The sequence below is a fragment of the Hymenobacter aranciens genome (assembly GCF_030580865.1).
In the GTDB taxonomy this organism is placed as follows: domain Bacteria; phylum Bacteroidota; class Bacteroidia; order Cytophagales; family Hymenobacteraceae; genus Hymenobacter; species Hymenobacter aranciens.
The window spans coordinates 86,701-107,386 of sequence record NZ_JAUQSY010000004.1; the positions used below are offsets into that span (position 1 = coordinate 86,701).

Annotated in this window: 14 protein-coding genes; all 14 read right to left on the minus strand. The window is 62.8% G+C overall.

The annotated features are described in order from the left end of the window. Nucleotides 1-35: 35 nt before the first annotated feature. The gene (locus tag Q5H93_RS06905; RefSeq protein ID WP_305005773.1) at nucleotides 36-1,334 is read right to left on the minus strand and encodes a glycoside hydrolase family 2 TIM barrel-domain containing protein; all 1,299 of its coding nucleotides are present in this window, start codon (nucleotides 1,332-1,334) and stop codon (nucleotides 36-38) included. Between the two features lie 458 nt (nucleotides 1,335-1,792). Beyond that, a complete protein-coding gene (locus tag Q5H93_RS06910; protein WP_305005774.1) occupies nucleotides 1,793-3,331 on the minus strand; it encodes an aldehyde dehydrogenase family protein in 1,539 nt (512 codons plus the stop codon). An 81-nt stretch (nucleotides 3,332-3,412) separates the two neighbouring features. After that, nucleotides 3,413-4,477, minus strand: coding sequence for a class 1 fructose-bisphosphatase (gene fbp / locus Q5H93_RS06915; RefSeq protein ID WP_305005775.1), 1,065 nt, complete (start codon nucleotides 4,475-4,477; stop codon nucleotides 3,413-3,415). A 16-nt stretch (nucleotides 4,478-4,493) separates the two neighbouring features. Next, the gene (locus Q5H93_RS06920; protein ID WP_305005776.1) at nucleotides 4,494-4,952 is read right to left on the minus strand and encodes a nuclear transport factor 2 family protein; all 459 of its coding nucleotides are present in this window, start codon (nucleotides 4,950-4,952) and stop codon (nucleotides 4,494-4,496) included. A gap of 123 nt (nucleotides 4,953-5,075) precedes the next feature. After that, nucleotides 5,076-6,449 carry an MFS transporter gene (locus Q5H93_RS06925; protein WP_305005777.1) on the minus strand — a complete coding sequence of 458 codons (1,374 nt, stop codon included), beginning with the start codon at nucleotides 6,447-6,449 and terminating at the stop codon, nucleotides 5,076-5,078. Between the two features lie 10 nt (nucleotides 6,450-6,459). Next, nucleotides 6,460-7,110, minus strand: coding sequence for a beta/alpha barrel domain-containing protein (locus tag Q5H93_RS06930; protein ID WP_305005778.1), 651 nt, complete (start codon nucleotides 7,108-7,110; stop codon nucleotides 6,460-6,462). A gap of 23 nt (nucleotides 7,111-7,133) precedes the next feature. Continuing rightward, nucleotides 7,134-8,144, minus strand: coding sequence for a sugar kinase (locus tag Q5H93_RS06935; RefSeq protein ID WP_305005779.1), 1,011 nt, complete (start codon nucleotides 8,142-8,144; stop codon nucleotides 7,134-7,136). 66 nt (nucleotides 8,145-8,210) lie between these two features. Beyond that, nucleotides 8,211-9,650, minus strand: a complete 1,440-nt coding sequence (gene uxaC, locus Q5H93_RS06940) for a glucuronate isomerase (protein WP_305005780.1) — start codon at nucleotides 9,648-9,650, stop codon at nucleotides 8,211-8,213. 124 nt (nucleotides 9,651-9,774) lie between these two features. Then, nucleotides 9,775-11,430: a UxaA family hydrolase gene (locus Q5H93_RS06945; protein ID WP_305005781.1), complete on the minus strand. Its 1,656-nt coding sequence runs from the start codon at nucleotides 11,428-11,430 to the stop codon at nucleotides 9,775-9,777. 87 nt (nucleotides 11,431-11,517) lie between these two features. Further along, nucleotides 11,518-13,047 (minus strand): tagaturonate reductase, encoded by a 1,530-nt coding sequence (locus Q5H93_RS06950; protein WP_305005782.1) that lies wholly within the window; start codon nucleotides 13,045-13,047, stop codon nucleotides 11,518-11,520. Nucleotides 13,048-13,069: 22 nt separating this feature from the next. Then, on the minus strand, nucleotides 13,070-15,115 hold the full coding sequence (gene pelA, locus Q5H93_RS06955; protein ID WP_369810992.1) for a pectate lyase: 2,046 nt from the start codon (nucleotides 15,113-15,115) through the stop codon (nucleotides 13,070-13,072). 28 nt (nucleotides 15,116-15,143) lie between these two features. After that, entirely contained in the window at nucleotides 15,144-15,485 is a 342-nt protein-coding gene (locus Q5H93_RS06960) for a cupin domain-containing protein (protein WP_305005783.1), read from the minus strand. Between the two features lie 23 nt (nucleotides 15,486-15,508). After that, entirely contained in the window at nucleotides 15,509-17,362 is a 1,854-nt protein-coding gene (locus Q5H93_RS06965) for a RagB/SusD family nutrient uptake outer membrane protein (protein WP_305005784.1), read from the minus strand. A 24-nt stretch (nucleotides 17,363-17,386) separates the two neighbouring features. Continuing rightward, complete coding sequence (locus Q5H93_RS06970; RefSeq protein WP_305005785.1) at nucleotides 17,387-20,674, minus strand: SusC/RagA family TonB-linked outer membrane protein; 3,288 nt, start codon at nucleotides 20,672-20,674, stop codon at nucleotides 17,387-17,389. Between the last annotated feature and the right edge of the window lie 12 nt (nucleotides 20,675-20,686).

Below are 20,686 nucleotides of genomic sequence, written 5' to 3' on the forward strand. Positions count from 1 at the left end.
TCGCAGGTACGGAGCCTGAGCGGAGCGGTTCGGCACTATTTCTCCTTCACGAAGAACGGCACGTTGCCGGTAGCCACGTTGCCGTGCCCATCGGTGGCGTACACGAACAGCCGGTACGCGCCCGGCTCGGCGGGTGCTTGCAGCTGCGGCTGGCCGCTCTTTTCCTGCTTCAGCAAGCCAGGCAGCGCTTTAGGCCGGCTTTCGTGGTCGCCGCCGGTTTTCAGGTCGGTGCTTTCGGGCAATAGCTCCCAGCGGTAGGTCAGGGCATCCTTGTCGGGGTCAGTTACGCTGGCGAGGGCGGGGTAGCTCTGGCCAGCTTGCAGGTACACTACGCCGGAGGCCAGCTGGCCATCCAGTCGCAGTTCACTGATGTGCGGGGCGCGATTCTGGGGCCAGCGGCCGGTCCAGAGGTATTGCATGAGGTCAACCACTTCCGACTCCTCTCCGGCTTCGGTGAAGATGCCGTACCAGGTGGGTGTGCGCTCCTGCTTCTGGCCCCAGAGGAAGACGTAGGAGCCCAGGCAGGTGAGGGTGTCCTTTTTGACCGAGGCCTCGTAGCGGCTGCGGTACACGGCGGCTTTCTGGCTGCTGGTTTCTTCCACGGCGGCCTTCCAGGGCAGCTGCTGGCTTTCCCAGTGGCCGGTGGGTCCCCACTCGCCCACCAGGTAGGGGCCGGTCCAGCCGGCCGAGCGCACGTCGGCGGGCAGGGTGGCCAAGCCGGCGTAGGTGTTGATGCTGAGAAAATCCAGCGCCGTACATTTTTGCTTGATGTAAGCGACTTCCTTCGCCCCTACCCCGGCCAGCACGGTGGTGACGGGGTGGTTAGGGTCGACTTCGTGAATCATGCGGGCAATGTCCTGCACGGCATCCCACACCCTGGGGTTGGTGTATTCGAGGTTCAGCTCGTTGCCGATGCCCCAGAGCAGCACGGCGGGGTCGTCCTTGTATTTCAGCACCTCCGCTTTCACGCGCTGCAGCTGAGCAGCCACGGCCGTGGGGTCGTCGTAGTTGAAGCCGTGGCGCTCACGGGCTACGTCGAGGCCCATCATCACGGTGAGGCCGTTAGCGTTGGCTTCGCGCAGCACTTTGGGCGCGTCGGCGGTGCTCCAGGTGCGCACCGAGTTGCCGCCGTAAGCTTTCACCCGCTCGGGAAACTGCCCGCCGCCCGCGCCTTTCACGAAATAAGGCCGCCCGGCGCGGTACAACTGGTAGCGGCCCTTCTCCTGCTTCAGTTCCACCTTCACCGGTTTGGCCGGGGCGGCGGGAAGGGTGGCGGGGCCGGTGGCCAGGGCCAGCAAGGGCAGCAGCAGGGCGCCGAGGGTCGGTTTTAGCATAGCAGTGCAGGTGGGAATGGTGGAAATGCGCGGCCCGAAATAACGACAAACCGGCCATTCGCGAGCTGGCAGAGCAGTAATACCTAGCCAGTATTGCTAGTGCCGGGACTTTTCAGGTATGCACTTTCCACCTCAACACCCATCGGAGACAATACAACGCGTGTTTTTTGCCGCCAACGCCCAACCAGCCATTCCCAATGCCCAACTGCCGGCCGCCAACGCCCGACTTCCCGCTGCCAACGCGTGCGCGCCGCTGCCAACGCCCAACTTTTCGTTGCCAACGCTCAACTTTCCAAAACCAACGCATGCGCGCCGTTGCCAACGGTCAACTGACCCGTACAACGGTCAACTGACCTGTACAACGGTCAACCGACCCGTACAACGGTCAACCGAAAAGCCCCGCCGACCAACGCCAGCGGGGCTCTCTATCTTGTACTCTGAATCAACTGAAACCGCCGTTAGGGCTTCTCCGGCAGCAGTGTGGCTTCGGGGTAATTGCCCAGCACGGGCGTCGGGCCGTTGGTCACGGCTTCCACCAGCAGCTGGCCGCCCACGAAGGCGCCTTTCCACGACTCGCCCAGGCCACCGAACACCTCGGCCCGGTCGCCGCGCGAGCGCAGCTGGTTGATGCCAACTTTGAAGGCGCGCACCTCGCGGGCGGTGCGGGCGGCCCACTTGACATCGTCGGAGGCCACGGCGGCTACCAGGGCGCCGTTGGAGATGTTCATTTCGCCCACCAGTTCCTCCACGCGGTCCACCAATACGATGCTGTCGATGGGGCCGAAGGGCTCTTTGAAGTAGAGCTCGGCCTGGCGGGGCAGCCCCACCAGGGCGCGGGGCGCCCGGTAGGCCGAGCGGTCCTGGCCGGGCAGGAAGAGGCTGTCGTCCAATTGGCCTTCGTAGATGGGCGTGGCGCCGGTTTGCAGGGCGTTGGTGTAAAGGCGGTCGAGGTCTTCGGCCTGCCGGGCGTTGATAACGGGGCCGAAGGCCAGGTTGGGCAGCGCATCACCGGCCTTGTCTACCAGCGTGGGGTTACCCACTTTCAGACTGCGGATGGCCTCCCAGTACGTCTCCAGAAAGCGCGGGAACAGCCGCCGCTCCACCACGAAGCGCACGTAGGCGGTGCAGCGCTGCTTGCCGTAGTCGTAGCCCTTCTTGAGCTGCTCGCCGAGGGCCGCCCAGTCGCTGTAATCCCAGATACCGTAGGTGTTAACGCCCTCCATTTCGAGCATGTAGCGCTTGTCTTCCGAGGCCAGGGCGTCGGCGATGTTGCGGCCGTTATAACGGCCGCCCACGAAGCTGAGGCAGTCCACGGCCGCATGCCGCACCAGCACTTCGCTGAGCTCGCCGCCGCTGCCGCTCACCAGCGTCACGGGCACGCCGGCGCGGCGCACCAGCGCAAAGGCCAGGCTGAGCGAGATGAAACCGCCGTCAGTAGGCGTTTTGGCGATGACGGAGTTGCCGCACAGCGCCTGCGTCAGCACGGCGTGCAGCAGCACCGAGAAGGGGTAGTTCCAAGAGGCAATGTTGCTCACGAGGCCCAGCGGCGTGCGCTGGCCCAGCATGCCTTCGATGTTATCGACGTACCACTGCACGCCGTCGATGGCACGGTCGATGTCGGTGACGCCCAGCTTGTAGGTTTTGCCGATTTCCCATATCAGCAGCTTGCCGATGAGGTCCTGCTGCGGGCGCAGGGCATCGAGGGCGGCCTGCACGCGGGCCTTGCGCTCGTCGAGGTCGGTGGCGGCCCAGGCGGTGGCTTCGGCTTTGGCGGCCAGCACGGCGCGCTCGGCGGTGGCGTGGTCGAGCATGGGCAGGCTGCCGAGCAAGCTGCCGTCGATGGGCGAGTGGAAGTCGCGGGGCGTGCCGGGGGCTTGCCAGCGGCCTTCCAGCAGGTTGAGGAAGCGGCCGTTGTGGTCGAATATTTCGGGCGTCGCCTGCTTGGTGAGGGCCAGCAAACCGGCAAATTCTACTTCGGGCGCGATGATTTTGGACATGAGTCGGGAGGGCCGGCCCGACGGGGCCGACGAAGTAACGATGAGACGGAAGTAAAGCCGGAAAGGTGGCCCAGGGTTTACCTATTCGGCGGCGGCCTGCAGCTCGTGCACCAGTTCGGCCGAGCCCACGAAGAAGGGCACGCGCTGGTGGAGGTTTTTGGTGGGCGGCACGTCGAGCACGGCGGTGCGGCCCGTCACGGCCACGCCGCCCGCCTGTTCGATGAGCATCGCCAGCGGGTAGCACTCGTAGAGCAGGCGCAGTTTGCCGGCCGGCTTGGCGGTGGTGGCCGGGTAGAGGTAGATGCCGCCCGTGAAGAGGTTGCGGTGGTAGTCGGCCACCAGCGAGCCCACGTAGCGGCCCGTCAGGCGGCGCTCCTTGCAGGTGGTGAGAAAGCCCCGCACGTACTCGGGGTAGTCGAGCCAATTCCCTTCATTACAGGAGAATATATTGCCCTGCGCGGGAATCTTAATGTCGGGGTGCGAGAGGAAAAACTCGCCCAGCGAGTGCTCATACGTGAAGCCCGTGACGCCGTGCCCGGTGGTGTACACCAGCATGGTGCTGGAGCCGTACAGGATGTAGCCCGCCGCCACCTGCGCCCGGCCGCCCTGCAAAAAGTCTTCGGCCCGCGCCGGCCCGCCCGTCCGGCTCACCCGCCGGTAAATCGCGAAAATGGTCCCGATGCTGATGTTCACATCAATGTTGCTGGAGCCGTCGAGCGGGTCGATGGCCACCACATATTTACCCTGGTGATTACCGGTTTGCACAATATCCTCGTCTTCTTCCGACAGGATGGCGCAGCACTCGCCGCCATTGGTCAGCGCCCGGATGAAGCGGATGTTGGCTTCTACATCAAGCCGCTGCTGGGCCTCGCCCTGCACGTTCTGCTCGCCCATGGCCCCGGTGATGCGCGAGAGGCCCGCCCGGTTCACCTCACGGTTCACAATTTTACCCGCCAGGGCAATGTCGCGTAGCAGTTGCGAGAGCTCCCCGGTGGCGTATGGGAACTCAGTTTGCTTGCGCATGATGTAGCGCTCGAGCGTGGTGCCCACGGGCAGGGCGAGGCGGTCTTCGGTGGCGGGCTGGGCCACGGGGCGGGGTTTGGGGGCGGACGACAGTTTGGTCACAGCAGGGCTAGGATGGAGCATAAGGCAGGAAAGATACTTAGGAAGCCAGCTTCTGCGACTGCCACAGCACCACCTGCCAGCCTTTCTTCTTGTCTTTCACCTGCACCACCACGTACTTGAGGTGGGCCAGATTGGGCTGGCCATCTGCCTTCGGCGGCAGGGTGATGAGGATGGTACCGTTGACGACGGCCGTCTTGCCACCGGCGTACACCCGCACGTTAATGGCCTCCACGTCAATCTTGTCGTACTGGCTTTTGCCGTCGCGGATGCTCTGGATGTAGTCGGACTTGCCGTTCTGCTTGCCGCTGGCGTGGGTATAGATGAGGTCGTCGGCGAAGACCTTTTCCAGGAAGGCGTAGTCCTTGCTCACCTGCGCGGCGAAGCGCTGGCGCTCCAGGTTTTCCACTTCCTGGCGGGCATCGGCGGGGGCCTTGCGGGCTATGGCGACGGCCCCGAGCAAGGCCAGCACGAGCGTAAAAAGCAGGGTCTTTCTCATAACGAATAGTGGCAGATGTAGAGACGCAATATTTTGCGTCTCGTCGTTGAACGATGCTTGAACGACTTCCTAGTGGCGTGAACGGCAAGACGCAAAATATTGCGTCTCTACTCTCTGACAGACCTAAGCTTTGACTTCTTCATCCAGCTGAATGGGCTCCATGCGGGGCACCAGCGTGAACATAATCAGCCAGGCCAGCAGGTAGGCGCCGCCGCAAATCAGGAAGGTGATGAAGTAGGCGGTTTCGGGCTGCTCACTGTAGTGCACAATCAGCTGTTTCTGAATAAGCGCCGTGAAGGCAATGCCGCCCAGCCCGCCAGCCATGCCCCCGATGCCCGTGACCGAGGCCACCGCCCGCTTCGGAAACATGTCCGACACGGTCGTAAAAATATTGGCGCTCCACGCCTGGTGAGCGGCCGCCGCAATGCCGATAACCAGCACCGCCAGCCACATATTCAGCTGCCCCAGGTACTGCGCAAACACAATCGGGAACACGCAGCAGGCAATGAGCAGCATGGTGCGCTTGCGGGCCGCAAAGGCGGGCAGGCCACGCTTGATAAAGCCCAGCGGCAAGTAGCCGCCGCTCACGCTCCCGATGCTCGAAAGAACGTAGACGGCCGCCACCGGCAAAGCCACCTGCGTGCCCTTCAGGTTGTATTCCTTACCCAGGAAATCAGGCAGCCAGAACAGGTAGAACCACCAGATGGGGTCGGTCAGGAACTTGCCGGCCACGAAAGCCCAGGTTTGCCGGAAGCCCAGCAGCTTGCCCCACGAGGCTTTCGGCTTCTCTTCCACCACCACGCTTTCGGTGGGCAGCCCGGCCGGCAGGTCGGCATTGATGTAGTCGAATTCGGCCTTGCTCAGGCGCTTGCTTTTGGCGGGGGTGTCGTACACCAGCATCCAGAGCACCAGCCAGATAAACCCAAGCGCGCCAGTGATTAAAAAGGCCCACTGCCAGCCGTAGCGTTCGGCAATGAACGGCACCGAAAGCGGGGCAATAATGGCCCCCACGTTGGAGCCGGAGTTGAAGATGCCCGTAGCCAGCGCCCGCTCGCGCTGCGGAAACCACTCAGCCGTCGTCTTGATGGCGGCCGGGAAGTTACCCGCCTCGGTGATGCCCAGAAACGCCCGCGCCACCCCGAAACCCAGCGTACTGCTCACCAGCGCATGCCCCATCGCCGCCACGCTCCACAGCGTAGTAGCCAGGGCATAACCCAGCTTGGTGCCCAGCTTATCAACGGCCCGACCCGCGCCCACCATGCCAATGGCGTACGCCAGCTTGAAAGCTATTTCGATGTTGGCGTAGTCGGTATCCTTCCACTCGAAAGCCGTTTGCAGGTAAGGCTTCAGCAGGGAAATTACCGCCCGGTCGAGGTAGTTGATGGTGGTGGCAAAAAATACCAGCGCGCAGATGGTCCAGCGGTATTTGCCCACGGTGGCGTTGCTGTTGTGGTTGGTCGCACCGGGCGGCGGGGCAGTTGATACAGTGGGTGTCATACCGGGTGGGTTAGCGGGCGAGGGTGGAAACGTAGTGCATCAGCGGCGCCACGCGGGCGGTGATGGCGGCCGGGTCGGCATCTTTGAAGAGTTGGGAGCCCATGCCAACGGCATTCACGCCGGCGCCCAGCCAATCGCTGAGGCTGGCAATGGTGGGCTCCACGCCGCCCGTCACCATCAGCTTGAGGTGGGGCATGGGGCCGCGCAGGGCTTTGATGTAATCGGGACCGACGAGGTTGCCGGGGAAAATCTTCACCACGGCCGCGCCCAGCTGGCTGGCCTGGTGTATTTCGTTGGGTGTGAGGGCGCCGGGCAGCCAGGGAATATTCTGCTCGCGGCACAGCGCGCCCACGGCGGGCGTGGTCACGGGCTGCACCACGAAGTCGGCCCCGGCTAGGATAAACTGCGTGGCCTCCTCGGCCGTGTAGATGGTGCCGATGCCCAGCGTCAGGCTGGGGCACTCGTGCCGCACGTACTCCTGAAGCTGCTTAAAGACGGCCAACGCGTTAGCTCCCCGGTTCACGAACTCGAACGCCCGGATGCCGCCGTCGTAGCAGGCCCGCACCACGGCCTGCGCCTGGGCGGGGTCGGCATGGTAGTACACCGGCACCACCGGGTAATGGAGTAAAGTAGCAAGCGTCTGGTCGGAGGAGAAAGGCATTTTTCTAGCTATTAACGAACAATTTATCTTAGTAACCGGCCGCTGGTGTTGCCCTTCATCACTTCCTCCACTTCGGCCACCGTCACTAGGTTGATGTCGCCGTGGATGGTGTGCTTCAGCGCCGAAGCGGCGACGCCGAAGGCCAGCGCCCTGAGCAATTCCGGGTAAGTGAGCGAGCCGTAGATGAAGCCCGCCATAAAGGCGTCGCCGCCGCCGATGCGGTCCACGATAGGGCTGAGTTCGTAGCTGGGTGTGGTGTGGAGGCCGGCGCCGTCGTAGGCTAGGCCGCTGAGGCTGTTGTGCGAGGCGCTGTGGGTGTGGCGCTGGGTGGTAATTACCTGTTTCACTTGCGGAAAGCAGGCCCTCACCTGCTGCGCCATCGAGACGAAGCTGTTTTCAGCATCGGATTTGGGTTGGATGCCGAACAGGTCGTCGGCATCGTTTTCGGAGCATACCAGCACATCGCAACCCGCTGCCAGCTCCGGCATCACGTCCTGGGCGCGTTGGCCATATTGCCACAGGTTGCGACGGTAGTTCACATCGCCCGACACGGTGATGCCCAGGCGGCGCGCTGCCGCAATAGCCTCGCGGGTGGCCTGCGCCGCGGCGGCCGAAATGGCGGGTGTGATGCCCGTCCAGTGCAGCCAGCCAGCATTTTTCAGGATTTCATCCCAGTTGAAGTCCGCCGGATTGAGCAGGTCGAAGGCCGAGCCGGCACGGTCGTACACCACTTTGCTGGGGCGCATGGCCGCGCCCACTTCCAGGAAGTAGAGCCCCAGCCGCGGCCCCCGAAAAACGGTGTGCCGCATATCAACGCCCAGCCGCTGAAACTGCTGCGTGGCGGCCCGGCCCAGGTCGTTATCCGGGAAGCAGGTGACGTGGGCGGCGGGCACGCCCAGGCCCGCCAGCGAGGCGGCCACGTTGGCCTCTCCCCCACCGTAAGTTAGCTCAAGGGCAGGAGCCTGTGCGAATCGGTAATTCAGCGGCGGCGAGAGTCGCATCATGATTTCGCCGAACGTGACGACTTGCTTCATAGCAGATATTTCTGGGGAAAATTGAAGCACCACCGGCCGCGCGTGGCCGTCGGCGGGGCCGGAAAATTAGGCCTGCGCGGCCACAGGCAGCACTACCTCAGGCTGTTCGAAGCCGAAGTATTCCTGGGCGTTGTTGTAACAGATATTCTGCACCAGCTGGCCGAGCAGGGCGATATCGTGCGGCAATTCGCCGTTTTCCACGTCGTTGCCCAGCAGGTTGCAGAGCACGCGGCGGAAGTACTCGTGGCGCGGGTACGACAGGAAGCTGCGCGAATCGGTGAGCATGCCCACGAAACGGCTCAGCAAACCCATGTTCGACAAAGCGTTGATTTGCTTTTCCATGCCGTCCTTCTGGTCCAGAAACCACCAGCCGGAGCCGAACTGCATCTTGCCGGCCACCGAGCCGTCGTTGAAGTTGCCAATCATCGTGGCAATTAACTCATTATCGGCCGGATTGAGATTGTAGAGAATAGTCTTCGCCAGCTTGTCCTGATTGTCGAGCCGGTCGAGGAAGCGCGACATTGCCTGGGCTTGGGAGAAGTCGCCGATGCTGTCCCAGCCCGTGTCGGGACCTAGTTCGCGGAGCATGCGGGTGTTGTTGTTGCGCAACGCTCCGAGGTGGAACTGCTGCGTCCAGCCCTTCTCCCAGTCCAACTCTGCCAAAAATTGCAGCAGGGCCGATTTGAGCTGCAGATTTTCGGACTTTTCCAGGGCCTGACCGCCGCGAATTTTGGCAAAAAGAGCGACTGCTTTCTCTTCCGTATAATCGGCCGCATAAATCTGCTCCAGGCCGTGGTCCGACAGGCGGCAGCCGTGCTCGGCAAAGAAATCATGACGGCGGCGCAGGGCCGCGTGCAGGTCGGCCAGGGTGGTGATTTCCACTCCGGCCGCCGCGCCCAGCCGGTCGAGGTAAGCGTTATAGCTCGGCGCATCATCCACGGCCATCGCCTTATCGGCGCGGAAGGCAGGCAGCACCTGCACCGCGAAATCACTGGCCGCCAGCGCCCGGTGGTACTCCAGCGAATCGGCCGGGTCATCGGTGGTGCAGAGGGTGTGCACGTTCATGCGCAGCAGCAGGTTGCGCACCGAGTATTCGGGCGTGCGGAGCTTGGCGCTGCACTCGTCGTAGATGCGGCGGGCGCTGTCCTTGTTCAGCAGCTCGCTGATGCCGAAGTAGCGCTGCAGCTCCAGGTGCGTCCAGTGGTAGAGCGGGTTGCGCAGAGTGTAGGGCACGGTCTCGGCCCACTTCTCAAACTTCTCCCAATCTGAGGCCGCGCCCGTGATGTAGTGCTCCGGCACGCCGTTGGCCCGCATGGCGCGCCACTTGTAGTGGTCGCCGTAGAGCCAGATTTGGGTCAGGTTATCAAACTGTTTATCCTCTGCAATCTGGTCGGGCAGCAGGTGGTTGTGGTAGTCGATAATCGGCATCGGCGCCGCAAACTCGTGGTAGAGCTGCCGGGCGGTGGCCGTTTGAAGCAGGAAGTCGGCGGAGAGGAAGGTTTTCATATTATTTAATGCTTATCCAGAACGTCATGCTGAACGCAGTGAAGCATCTCGCCTGTGGTAGTGACTTCTACCGATTGGGATTACTGCTGCACGCGAGATGCTTCACTGCGTTCAGCATGACAGTTTAAAGAGAAACGCCCCGTTTCCAGGGAATAAAATCGGTTTGGTCGTGGCGCACGGCGGCTACTTCTTCGCCGCTGGCTACGCGCACCACATAGTCCAGAATCCGCTCGCCGGCCTGCTCGATGGTTTCTTCGCCGTCGATGACCGTACCGGTGTTCAGGTCGATGATGTCGGGCATGCGGCGGGCCAGGGCGGTGTTGCTGGCGATTTTCACCACCGGGGCAATGGGATTGCCGGTAGGCGTACCCAAACCAGTGGTAAACAGCACGATATTCGCCCCCGAACCCACTTCGGCGGTGGTCGATTCCACGTCGTTGCCGGGGGTGCAGAGCAGGTTGAGGCCGGGTTTGGTCACCAGTTCAGGGTAGTCGAGCACGGCCACCACCGGCGACGAGCCGCCCTTGCGGGCCGCGCCGGCCGATTTCATGGCGTCGGTGATGAGGCCGTCGCGGATATTGCCCGGCGAGGGGTTCATGTCGAAGCCCGAGCCCACGGCCACGGCGCTGTCGCCGTAGGCTTTCATGAGGCTGCTAAACCGCTCGGCGGTAGGCTGGTCCACGCTGCGGTCCACCAGCTCCTGCTCCACGCCGCAGAGCTCCGGAAACTCGGCCAGGATAACCGAGCCGCCCAGCGCCACCAGCATATCCGAGACGTGCCCGAGGGCCGGATTGGCCGAGATGCCGGAAAAGCCGTCGGAGCCGCCGCACTCCAAGCCGATATTGAGCTTGCTGAGCGGCGCGGGCTCGCGGCGGGCCTGGTTGGCCAGCATCAGCCCGGCAAAGGTCTGGCGTAGCGCCGTGCCGATAAGCTCGTCCTCGGTGCCCAGCTTCTGTTGGTCGAGAATGTACAAGGGCTTGGCAAACTGTGGGTCGCGCTTCGCGATTTCATCCTGCAGCATAGCGGCCTGCGCGTTCTGGCAACCCAGACTGAGCACGGTGGCGCCGGCCACGTTGGGGTGCGTGATGTAACCGGCCAGCAGGCCGCACAGCGTCTGGGCATCCTGCCGGATGCCGCCGCAGCCGCCCTCATGGGTCAGAAAACGAATGCCATCGACGTTCGGGAACGGCCGGTTGCGGGCCGCGTCGTCGCGGGCCGTTTGCAGGTCGGCATTCAGGATTTCTTCCACCGATTTGCCAGCCTTCAGCAAACTCAGCAGCTCCTGGGTCTGGGGCTGGTAGCTTTTGCGGCGGGCGTAGCCGAGGTCAGTCACCAGTGCCTGCTCCAGCACCTGAATGTTGCGGTTCTCGCAGAACACCAGCGGGATAACCAGCCAGTAGTTGGCCGTACCCACCCGGCCATCGGGCCGGTGGAAGCCCAGGAAGGTGCGGTCCTGCCAGTGGCTGACGTCGGGTGCCGTCCAAGCGGCGCGGGTGTGGCGGGCGTGCTCGTCGTAGGAGTCGGTGGCGTGCTTGATGTTGGCCGTGGTGAGGCGGCCGCCGGGGCGGATGGCCTCGCGGGCCTGGCCCACGAGCACGCCGTACATGGTTACGTCCTGGCCGGGCGCGAGGCCTTCGGGAGCCAGCTTGTGCTTAGCCGGAATGGCCTCGGCCGTGGTCACGAACCCACCCTCCCACGGCACTTCCGTGCCGATGGGCAGGTCCACGAGGGCTACCAGCACGTTGTCGGCAGGATGAATGCGAGCTACTTGGTGTTTCACTTTTTTAATTAAAAATTAAGAATTGATAATTAATAACATCGGACCACAGAGTTGACTACTCTGGTCTTAATTGTTCATTATTAATTATTAATTGACCATCACCGTTTCCTGCTTGAAAAATGTGGCCAGCGTTTGGGCTGCGCCCTGGTCCAGCAGTTGGTTGAGGTAGTGCGTCACCTGGTCGGCCAGGCCGGGCAGGGCCAGCAGGTCGTGGCCCCAGAGGCCGCTGTTGTGCAATACCGCCTGGGTGAGCTCGGCTGGCGTAAAGTGCGCCCACAGGTCAGCAAAGTAGGCGGCGCGCTCATCCTGAATGGGGTATGAAGCGCCGTTTATTTCGCCGCGGAAGCTGCCGTCGGCCTGCCGGGTGCCGCGCATAAACAGCAGGTAGGCCGCAAAGCCCAGCGCGTAGTAGCAGGGCACCGCGTGGTGGGTTTTGACGTAGTGCAGCAGCGTGGGCACGGTGCGCATGTGCATTTTGGCGCTGGCCTGCATGCTGATAGCCAGCCAGCGGTGTTCCAGGTAGGGGTTGCGGAAGCGGTCGAGCACCTGCATGCCGAAACGCTGGCCCACCTTGTCGTCCACCGGGTAGGCGATGCCGGGCAGCAAATCGGCCAGCATCAGGTTGTGGATGAAGCGGGCCAACTGGGTGTTTTCCAAAGCTTCGCGCACCGTTTCGATGCCGGCCAGGTGGGCCAGGGCGAAGCTCAGCGTGTGCGTGCCGTTGAGCAGGCGCAGTTTCAGCTCGCGGAAGAGATTGATGTCGGGCCGGATGATAACGTTGGGGTTGGCCTGGCAGAAGCTCAGCACTTTGCGCACCTGCTCATCGCCCTCGATGGCCCAGAGGTAGTAGGCCTCAGCCACAGTCAGCAGCTCGTCTTCGTAGCCCAGTTCGGCCTGCATGGCAGCGGAGGTGGCGGCGTCGGGGCGGCCGGGCACGATGCGGTCTACCAACGAGTTGCAGAAGGTATTGGCCGTTTCCAGCCAGTCCAGAAACTCGGCACCCAGGTTGTTGCGGTGGGCCAGCTCCAGCACGATGCGCTGGAGCTTGTCGCCGTTGTCGGGCAGCAGCTCGGTGGGCACAATCACCAGCCCGCGTTCGGCGGCGCCGCCGAAGGCCTGGTAGCGGGCGTGCAGCACGGCCAGCAGCTTGCCCGGGAACGACTGCGGCGGCATCAGCTCAATCGGCTCATTGACAAACTGAATGCCAACCTCGGTGGTGTTGGAAATCACCACCTGCAGTTCGGGGCTGGTGGCGAATTTCAGGATTTCAACCCACTGGCTTTTGGCCGACAGCACCCGGCTGATGCTGCCGCAAATCACGTTTTCCTCCACCGCCTGCCCGTCGTCGAAGCCGCGCACGGCGACAGTGAACAGGTTGTCCTGCCGCTCGAAAGCCGTCAGGTCGCCGCCGTCGGTCGACTTCACCACCACGATGCGACCGTTGAAAACGCCCTGGCGGTTAGCCCGGTCGATAAGGTAGTCGGGCAGGCCGCGCAGCAGCATGCCGGTGCCGAATTGCAGCACCTTTTCGGGCAGCGCCAGCTGCCCGGCCGTGGGGCAGAGGGCGGACGTGACGGCCGGTTGGGCCAAAGCTATTTCTTTATTCAACAGTGCCATATTCAGAACACGGATAAGATTTTTACTTAGGAGCGGGTGCGCTCACGCGCTTTTGCCAGGCGGGGTATTCCTTGGCCAGCAGCTTGGCGGGCCAGGTGCCGAGGTAAGCGTAGCCAGTGCGGCGCTCCACCTCGATGTCGGCCAGCTTCGCGTGCTTCTCGCCGTCGCGGCCCACGTAAATCGGCTGGTTGGTGTCGAGGTCGTAGAAGCGGGCCCAGATGGTGGCGCCGGCTTCGGGCAACATCACGCGGTCGAAGCCGCGGGGGTATTTGGTGTCGGGCACGTCTCGCACGTCGTAGCCGCTTATTTTCACCTTTTCAAGCCACGCCACGGCGGCGTTTATGGCTTGCTGAATATCGGCCGACGGCTGCTCCACTTCCATCAGGAAGCGCAGGATGCCCACCGTTTCCATGCCCGAGAGCGAGGCCAGCTCGAAAGCGCGGGCCTTGGCTGGCAGCAGGGTTTTCTCGTCGTGCTGGGCGCACCAGGCCGTGAGGATACCCTTCTGCCGGTACTGCGTGCGCAGGATGCAGCCGATGCCAAGCGCTACCGCCGCCTTGGCCGGGGCCACGAGGCCAAAGTCCAGGCTGGCGTAGGCGCCATGTTGCTGAGCTACTTCACGCAACAGGTGCAGGGCGCGCACCATCGCGTCGTCGTTGTAGGTAATCTGGTGGCGGTAATTGCTCGAATCGGGATAATACTGCGGGAAGCCGCCGTTGCGGTACTGCATTTTCAGCAGGTAGCGGACGCCGTTTTCGGCAGCCTGCCGGTAAGCCGGGTTGCTGGTGCGCTGGAAAGCCTGCGCTAAGTATTCGATTTCGCGCGTAGTAGCCTTGTTGTCGATGGTGGCGTCCTTGCGTTGCTTGTCGGCCAAGGTAGCGGCGCGCTGGGCGGCGCTCAGCTTGTGGTCGTAGTTTACTTTTTCGTCGTTCACGGCTTTGGGCCAGCCGCCTACGGCCCGCTGGTACACCAGCATTTTCTCGGCGATGGAATCCTGCACTACGTCCGTCAGCACTTCCTTTACCTTGCCGGTCAGTGGGTTCCAGCGGCCGCCGAAAGTCCATTCGGCGGTGATGGCGCTGGCTTTGGGTGCGCCGGCGGCCGTGGCCAGGTTGTCGCGGTGCCAGGCGTAGTCGCCGCCGGTGCGGTGGCAGTTGGCGTAGTACACCCGGCGGCCCCAGAGCCGGGCGCCGGGGCCCGATTCCGCGTAGTAAATATCGCTGTCGGCCATGTTTTTGGGGAAGCGGCAATTCAGTAGGTAGAACTGCGCCTCGCGGTGGAAACGGCCCAGCTTGAAGCCGTCGTCGCCCACGAAGGTGCAGTTTTTGAGCACCGTTTTCGCGTCTTTGTTGCCCGAGCCGTCGTGCCAGATAGCGGCGCTGGTGCTGTGGCACTCGAAGCGGCAGTTTTCGGCGTAGGCCCAGCCGCGGGGACAGTAGAAATCCACGCCGCCCTCCATTGTGCAGTCTTTGAAGTAGTACTGCCCGTTCTCGGTGTCCCAGGGGCTCACGGTGTCGCCGCCCAGCGCCCGGAAGGTGCAGTGCCGCGCCACGAGGCGCACGGTGCCGGGAAAGGTGCGCAGGGCCATCTGGTGAGAGGTTTTGCTAATGGTTTTCGTCCCGCCGGGCTCGGTGGGGCAGGCAATGGTGGCGTTATCGGCAGCTTCGAAGCCGTAGGAATTCACCACCGTCAGGTTTTCGAGGGTGATGTCGGGGGCGTTGCGCAGGTTCATCGTGGCCACGCCCCAGTCATCGTTGTTGGCGGCGGGGTCGCAGCGCCAGGCTTCACGGGCCAGCGCCAGGGTCAGAATTACGCCCTTCTCACTCTGGCCTTTGAGGATTATTTTGCTTTTGCCGTCGATGCTGATTTTTTCGCGGTAGGTACCGTTTTTGATGGACACCGTACGCGGTTTTGTAGCTTCAGCCGGGAGGCTGTTGAGCGCTGCCTGGATGGTCCGGAACTGAGCCGAACCATCCGACGCTACTGTCACTTGCTGAGCGCGAGCAGTGTTAAGTCCCACCTTACCCACCCCCACCAGCAGGCAGAGCAGTTGCAGCATCATTTTCATTATTTCCCTCGCAAACGCTTCATTCACTTTACAAAAACTCGGCCCGGGGCGGACTGAACACGTCCAGCAGCATGCCCGCCTCGATGCACTCCACGCCGTGCCACACGTCCGACGGAATCAGGAACGTGTCGCCGGCTGTCACCACCCGCTTTTCGTCGCCCACGCTCACCGTGAACACGCCACTTTCGACGTAAGTCAGCTGGGTTTGAAAGTGCCGGTGCCGGCTGCCGATGCCCCCGCGCTCAAAGGCCACCTTCACCAGCATCAGCTGGTCGTCGTGCGTCAGCACCTGGCGGCGCACGCCTTCGCCCACGCTTTCCCAGCGCTGGCTGGTCGAGGAGCTGAAGAAGGAAAGGGCAGCAGCTTGCATAGTATCAGAGATGTGATAGTTGATTAGTAGCCGAAATTTTGACGCAGCGCCGGGTCAGTATCGAGCGTGGCTTGCGGAATGGGCAGCAGCTCCTTGCCCTTGCCGGGCAGGTACTCAGCGGCCAGCCCGCCGCCGCCGGGCCGCAGGTTGGTCAGGTAGGCATCGTTGATGCTCTGCCGCCAGTTCACCGAAAAGATGGTGGGGTCGGTGGGGGCCGGGTCGGGGCTGGGCTTGTAGAATGAGTAGAGCCACTGCACCTGGCCGTTCACGCGGCGGTAATACATCTTCATCGGCAGGTTGGCAAAATCGTGGCCGTTGTAAGTTCCCGTGCCGTTGCGCAGGTTGCTGATGCGGATTTTGACGTCGTTGATATTGTCGCTGAGCTTGTTCCAGCGGATGAGGTCGTACTTGCGGATGCCCTCGCCGCTGAGCTCAATGTGCCGCTCGTGCATGATGGCCTCGCGGAAGCCCGGCTGCGAGCCTAGGTCAGCAGTAGCCAGCGAGGCCAGGGCGCGGCTGCGGTCGCGGAAGGCGCGGGTGCGAATCTGGTACAGCGCCTCTTTGGCCGCATCGGTGGGGCCGTTGAGCTCGTTTTCGGCCTCGGCAAACATCAGCACCACGTCGGCATAGCGGATGAGAGGCCAGTTGTAGCCCAGGTAGTTGAGCGTGCCAGGCAGCGGCGTGGCGCGCCAGCTGCGCCGAAACTTGCCGTCGGTGGTGGCAATCATCGTGGTGCCGTACTGCTGGTCGCTCTCGGGGCTGTTGGCGCCGGTGCCGCTGCTACCGTACGAGAAAGGCGTGAGCGAGACGTCGCGCCGGGTATCGGTCGAGTCGAAGGCGTAGAAGAATGACGGAGCCATAATGATGGCGCCGCTACTGTTGCCGTAGGTGCGCGAGTTGTAGTGGCGCGGGCCGTTGTAGTAGCCCAGCTTGCTGTCGAGGTGCAGGCCGCTGCCGCCCATCGCCACTTCGAAGATGATTTCGTTGGCTACATCACGGCGCTGCTCGTTGATACTCTTGAACAGGTCGAGGTAGCTCGGGTTGAGGGCGTGCTCGCCGGTGCGGGCCATCAAATCGGCGCACTCCTGGCGGGCAATGGCGTAGTCGCGCTGCGGGTCGGGGCCGCGCTGCATCTGGCCGTTTTCGCGGTTGGCCGAGTAGCCGGCGCGGGCCAGGGCAATGCGGGCACGCAGGGCCTTGGCGGCGCCTTTGGTGATGCGCTCGTTGTTGGTGCCGGCCGTCGAGCGCCAGGGCAGCAGGCGCTGGGCCAGCAGCAGGTCGTCGAGCAGGCGCTGGTAGGTGGCGTAGCGGTCGGCGTGGGGCAGGTTGAAATTCTGCCCCGCCACCGAGGCTTGGAACTGGGCCGGCACGTCGCCCCAGTTGCGCACCAGCTCGTAGTAGAATTGGGCCCGTAGCGTCAGGGCTTCACCGTGCAAGCGGCGCAGCGCGGCCGAGTCGGCCTGGTTGTAGCCGGCCATCTTCGGGATGTTGTCGATGCAGATGTTGGCCCGCTCAACGCCCTGGTACAGGCTAATCCAGGTGTTGTTGGTTTCCACGTTGGTGGGAGCCACGATGTAGCGGGCAATCTGTCGGCGGGCGGCCACCAGGTCGGGGCCGTCGCTACGGCTGCTGATGAAATCATCGGCGTCGTTGGGCAGGAACATGCTGACGGTCTGGCCATAAATCCGGTCGCCCGAGAGCATGTCGTACACCCCAATCAGGGCGCTGGTGGCCCCGGTCACATCGCTGAACACCGTTTCACCGGTGTAGTACGAGTCGGGAGTTACGTTGAGGTAATCTTTGCACGAGGTCAGCCCGGCTGCCATGCCTGCCAGCACAGTTGCCGCCAGACCGATGCGTAGAGTGAGCTTTTTCATTGGGTGGGAAGTGGCGGAGCCGGATTAAAGCGAGAGGTTGACGCCGAACAGGAAAGCGCGGCTGCGGGGGTAAGCGGCGTAGTCAACGCCCGGGGTGAGCGGCGACGAGCGGCGGGTGTTCACCTCGGGGTCGTAGCCCGTGTATTTGGTGAAGGTGTAGAGGTTGTTGGCCGTCACGTAGAAGCGCAACTGCGACAGCTTGGCGCGCTGAATCAAGGACTTGGGCAGCGAGTAGCCCAGTGTCAGGTTATTGATGCGCAGGAACGAGCCGTCCTCAATGGCCCAGGAGTGGGCGAAATACTGCCGCGTGGGTTGCCAGATAGTGGCGTTCTGGTTCGCGTCGTTCAGCGCCTGCAGCGTGGTCAGCGGCTGGCCCTGCGCGTCGATGGTGCGGTAGCGGCCATCCATGATTTCCAGCAGGTTGCCCAGCGCGTAGTTTGCGGTGGTGAACTCGACTTTGTTGGCATTGTAGATGTCGTTACCGTACACCCAGTTCAGGAACAGGCTGGCGTCAAAATTCTTGTATGAGAACTGCTGGTTGAGGCCGCCCGTGAACTTGGGGTTGGCGTTGCCGATGAGCGTGCGGTCGTCGGCGTTCACCACGCCGTCGCCGTTCACGTCGCGCAGCCGGATGATACCCGGGGCCACGTTCTGGCCGATTACGCCGGCATTGGAGGCGATGCCGGGCTTCAGCACGCCGGTGCGGGTGCTGGCGTCGTAGCTCTCAAACTGGTCGGCGGTGTAGAAGCCCTCGGTGATGTAGCCGTACATCTGCCCCACGGGTTGGCCCACTACCACTTGGTAGTCCTGCGGAATCACGTTACCGGCCCAGCCCGAGTTGATGCCCTTGAGCTCGTTAACCGGCCCGAGGCTTTCGATACGGTTGCGGTTAAACGAGGTATTAGCCGTAGCCGTCCAGTTGAAGTTCTCGTTTTGCAGCACCGTCGTGATGGCTTGCAGCTCCAGGCCGCGGTTGCTGGTCGAGCCCACGTTTACCTGCTGGCTGGAGTAGCCCAGCAGCGGCGGAATCGGCACGTTCAGCAGCAGGTCGCGGGTGGTGTTATAGTAGAGGTCGGCGGTGAATTGCAGACGGTTGCTGAAGAGGCTGATGTCCACGCCCAGGTTGCGCGACACGGTGGTTTCCCATTTCAGGTTGGGGTTGGGCAGCGAAGTGGCGGCCACCCCCACTACGTTGAGGTGGTTGAGCGAATAACCTACTGGAATAGTGCGCGTCGGGTCGGTACTGTTGGGGTCGGGAATGCTGCCCACCGAGAAGTTCTGGCTGAAGAGGAAGTCGCGGATGCGGTTGTTGCCCGCCAGACCGTAGCTCACGCGCAGCTTCAGGTCGCTTATCTTGCTGTTATCCTTCAGGAACGACTCCTGCGACACGCGCCAGGCGGCGGCCAGACCAGGGAAGTACCCCACGCGCTGCCCCTCGCGGAACTTCGACGAGCCATCGGCGCGCATGGTAGCAGTAATCAGGTATTTATCGGCAAAAGCGTAGTTCACCCGGGCAAAGCCGGAGAGCAGGCGGTAGTTCTGCGGCACGCTGGTGGTGGGCAGGAAGGGCTGCTGGCTCACGCCGGGGGGCAGCACCCCCTGGTTGATGTTGGCCAAGGCCCGCTCCGGGGTGATATTGAGCGGCAAAAAGGCCGTTACGATGGCCTGCGCCCGGTTCTCCTGCTGGTAGATTTCGTGCCCGAGCAGGGCGTCCACCGTGTGCTGGCCTTTTATCAGTTTGTAGGTCAGCACGTTCGAGTTATTAATGGTCGTCTGGGTGCCGGTGGTGATGCCGGCGAAGGGCAACGTATTGTAGGGCCCCGAGGCCTGCCGGATGGCGGGTGAATAGAACCCGTTGAAGGTTTCGAGGCTGGTGTTAGTCAGGTCGAAGCCCAGCGTGCTGCGGAAAGTCAGGTTTTTGGCGATGTTGTAGGACGCGTTGCCGCTCAGGTTCAATGTGCGGCGCTTGTCGGCTTTGTACTCGTCGCCGATGACTAGTACCGGGTTGATGAGGCTGGAATTGGAGAAGAAGTCGTCGTCAAAGGCATTCGGGTCGAAGGCCCCATCAATGGGTACCGACAGCGGCTGGTACTGCACGGTATTGCGCAGGCGCGAGGTGGTGTTGGTGCCCGTTTGCGAGGAGGTGCCGGTGCCCGCGCCCATGGTTTTCTGGTCATTAAAGCGCACATTTACGCCGAGGCGGAACTTGTCGCTGGCCTTGTTGTCGAGGCGCAGGTTTACCAGGTTGCGGGTGTAATTCGAGCCAATCTGAATGCCGTCCTCGTTGTTGCGGGTCAGGCTCAGGGAGTAGGTGGTGCCTTTGGCGCCGCCCGAGATGGACAGGTTGTGCGTTTGCTGGAAGGCATTGCGGCCAAACACCTCATCCTGCCAGTCGATAAACGGGGCGTTACGGCTACGGTCGAGCGTGTCGCTCAGATAATTGGTATTGCCGAAGAAGTTGCGAAAGGTATTGATACCCCCCGGCCCGTTGCCGATACCGGCGGCGCGCTCATACTGCCAGTCCACGTACTGCCCAGGCTTCATCACGTCGAGCTTCTTGGTCAGCTGCCGGAAGCCCGCGAAACCGTTGTAGCTCACGATTACGCGGCCCTCGCGGCCGCCCTTGGTGGTTATGATAATCACACCATTAGCCCCACGCGCGCCGTAAATGGCCGTCGAGGAAGCATCCTTCAGCACGTCGACGGAGGCAATGTCCTGCGGCGAGAGCACCGACAGCGCGTTTTCCACCTGCACGCCGTCCACGATGTAGAGCGGGGAGTTGTCCTGGGTTACGGAGCCGCCGCCGCGCACCCGCACCTGCACGTCCTGGTTGCCGGGCGTGCCCTCGGCGCTGGTCAGCTGCACGCCGGCCAGGCGGCCGGTCAGCGCTTCGGCGGCCGAGTTCACGGGAATATCCTTGATTTGCTGGGCGCTGACCGACGATACCGAGCCGGTGACGTCGCGGCGCTGCACCTCCTGGTAGCCAATCACCACTACGTCGTCGAGTTCCTTGCTGTCGACGGTCAGCGTAGCGTTCACCGTCGCCTGGCTGCCCACGGCTACTTCCTTGGTGGCGAAGCCGATAAAGCTGAATACCAGCGTAGGCGAGCCACCTTCGGGCAGCGAGATGCTGTAGTTGCCATCGGGCCCGGTGGTGGCGCCGTTGGTGGTGCCTTTCACCAGCACCGTCACGCCGGGCAGGGCTTCCCCGTCCGTCGATTTCACGAGGCCTTGCACCTGTCGGTTTTGCGCTACCGCCAGCCCGATGCTACCGCAGAGCAGCAGCCACAGCAGGAGAAAAGATTTTTTCATAGTGAACACTAG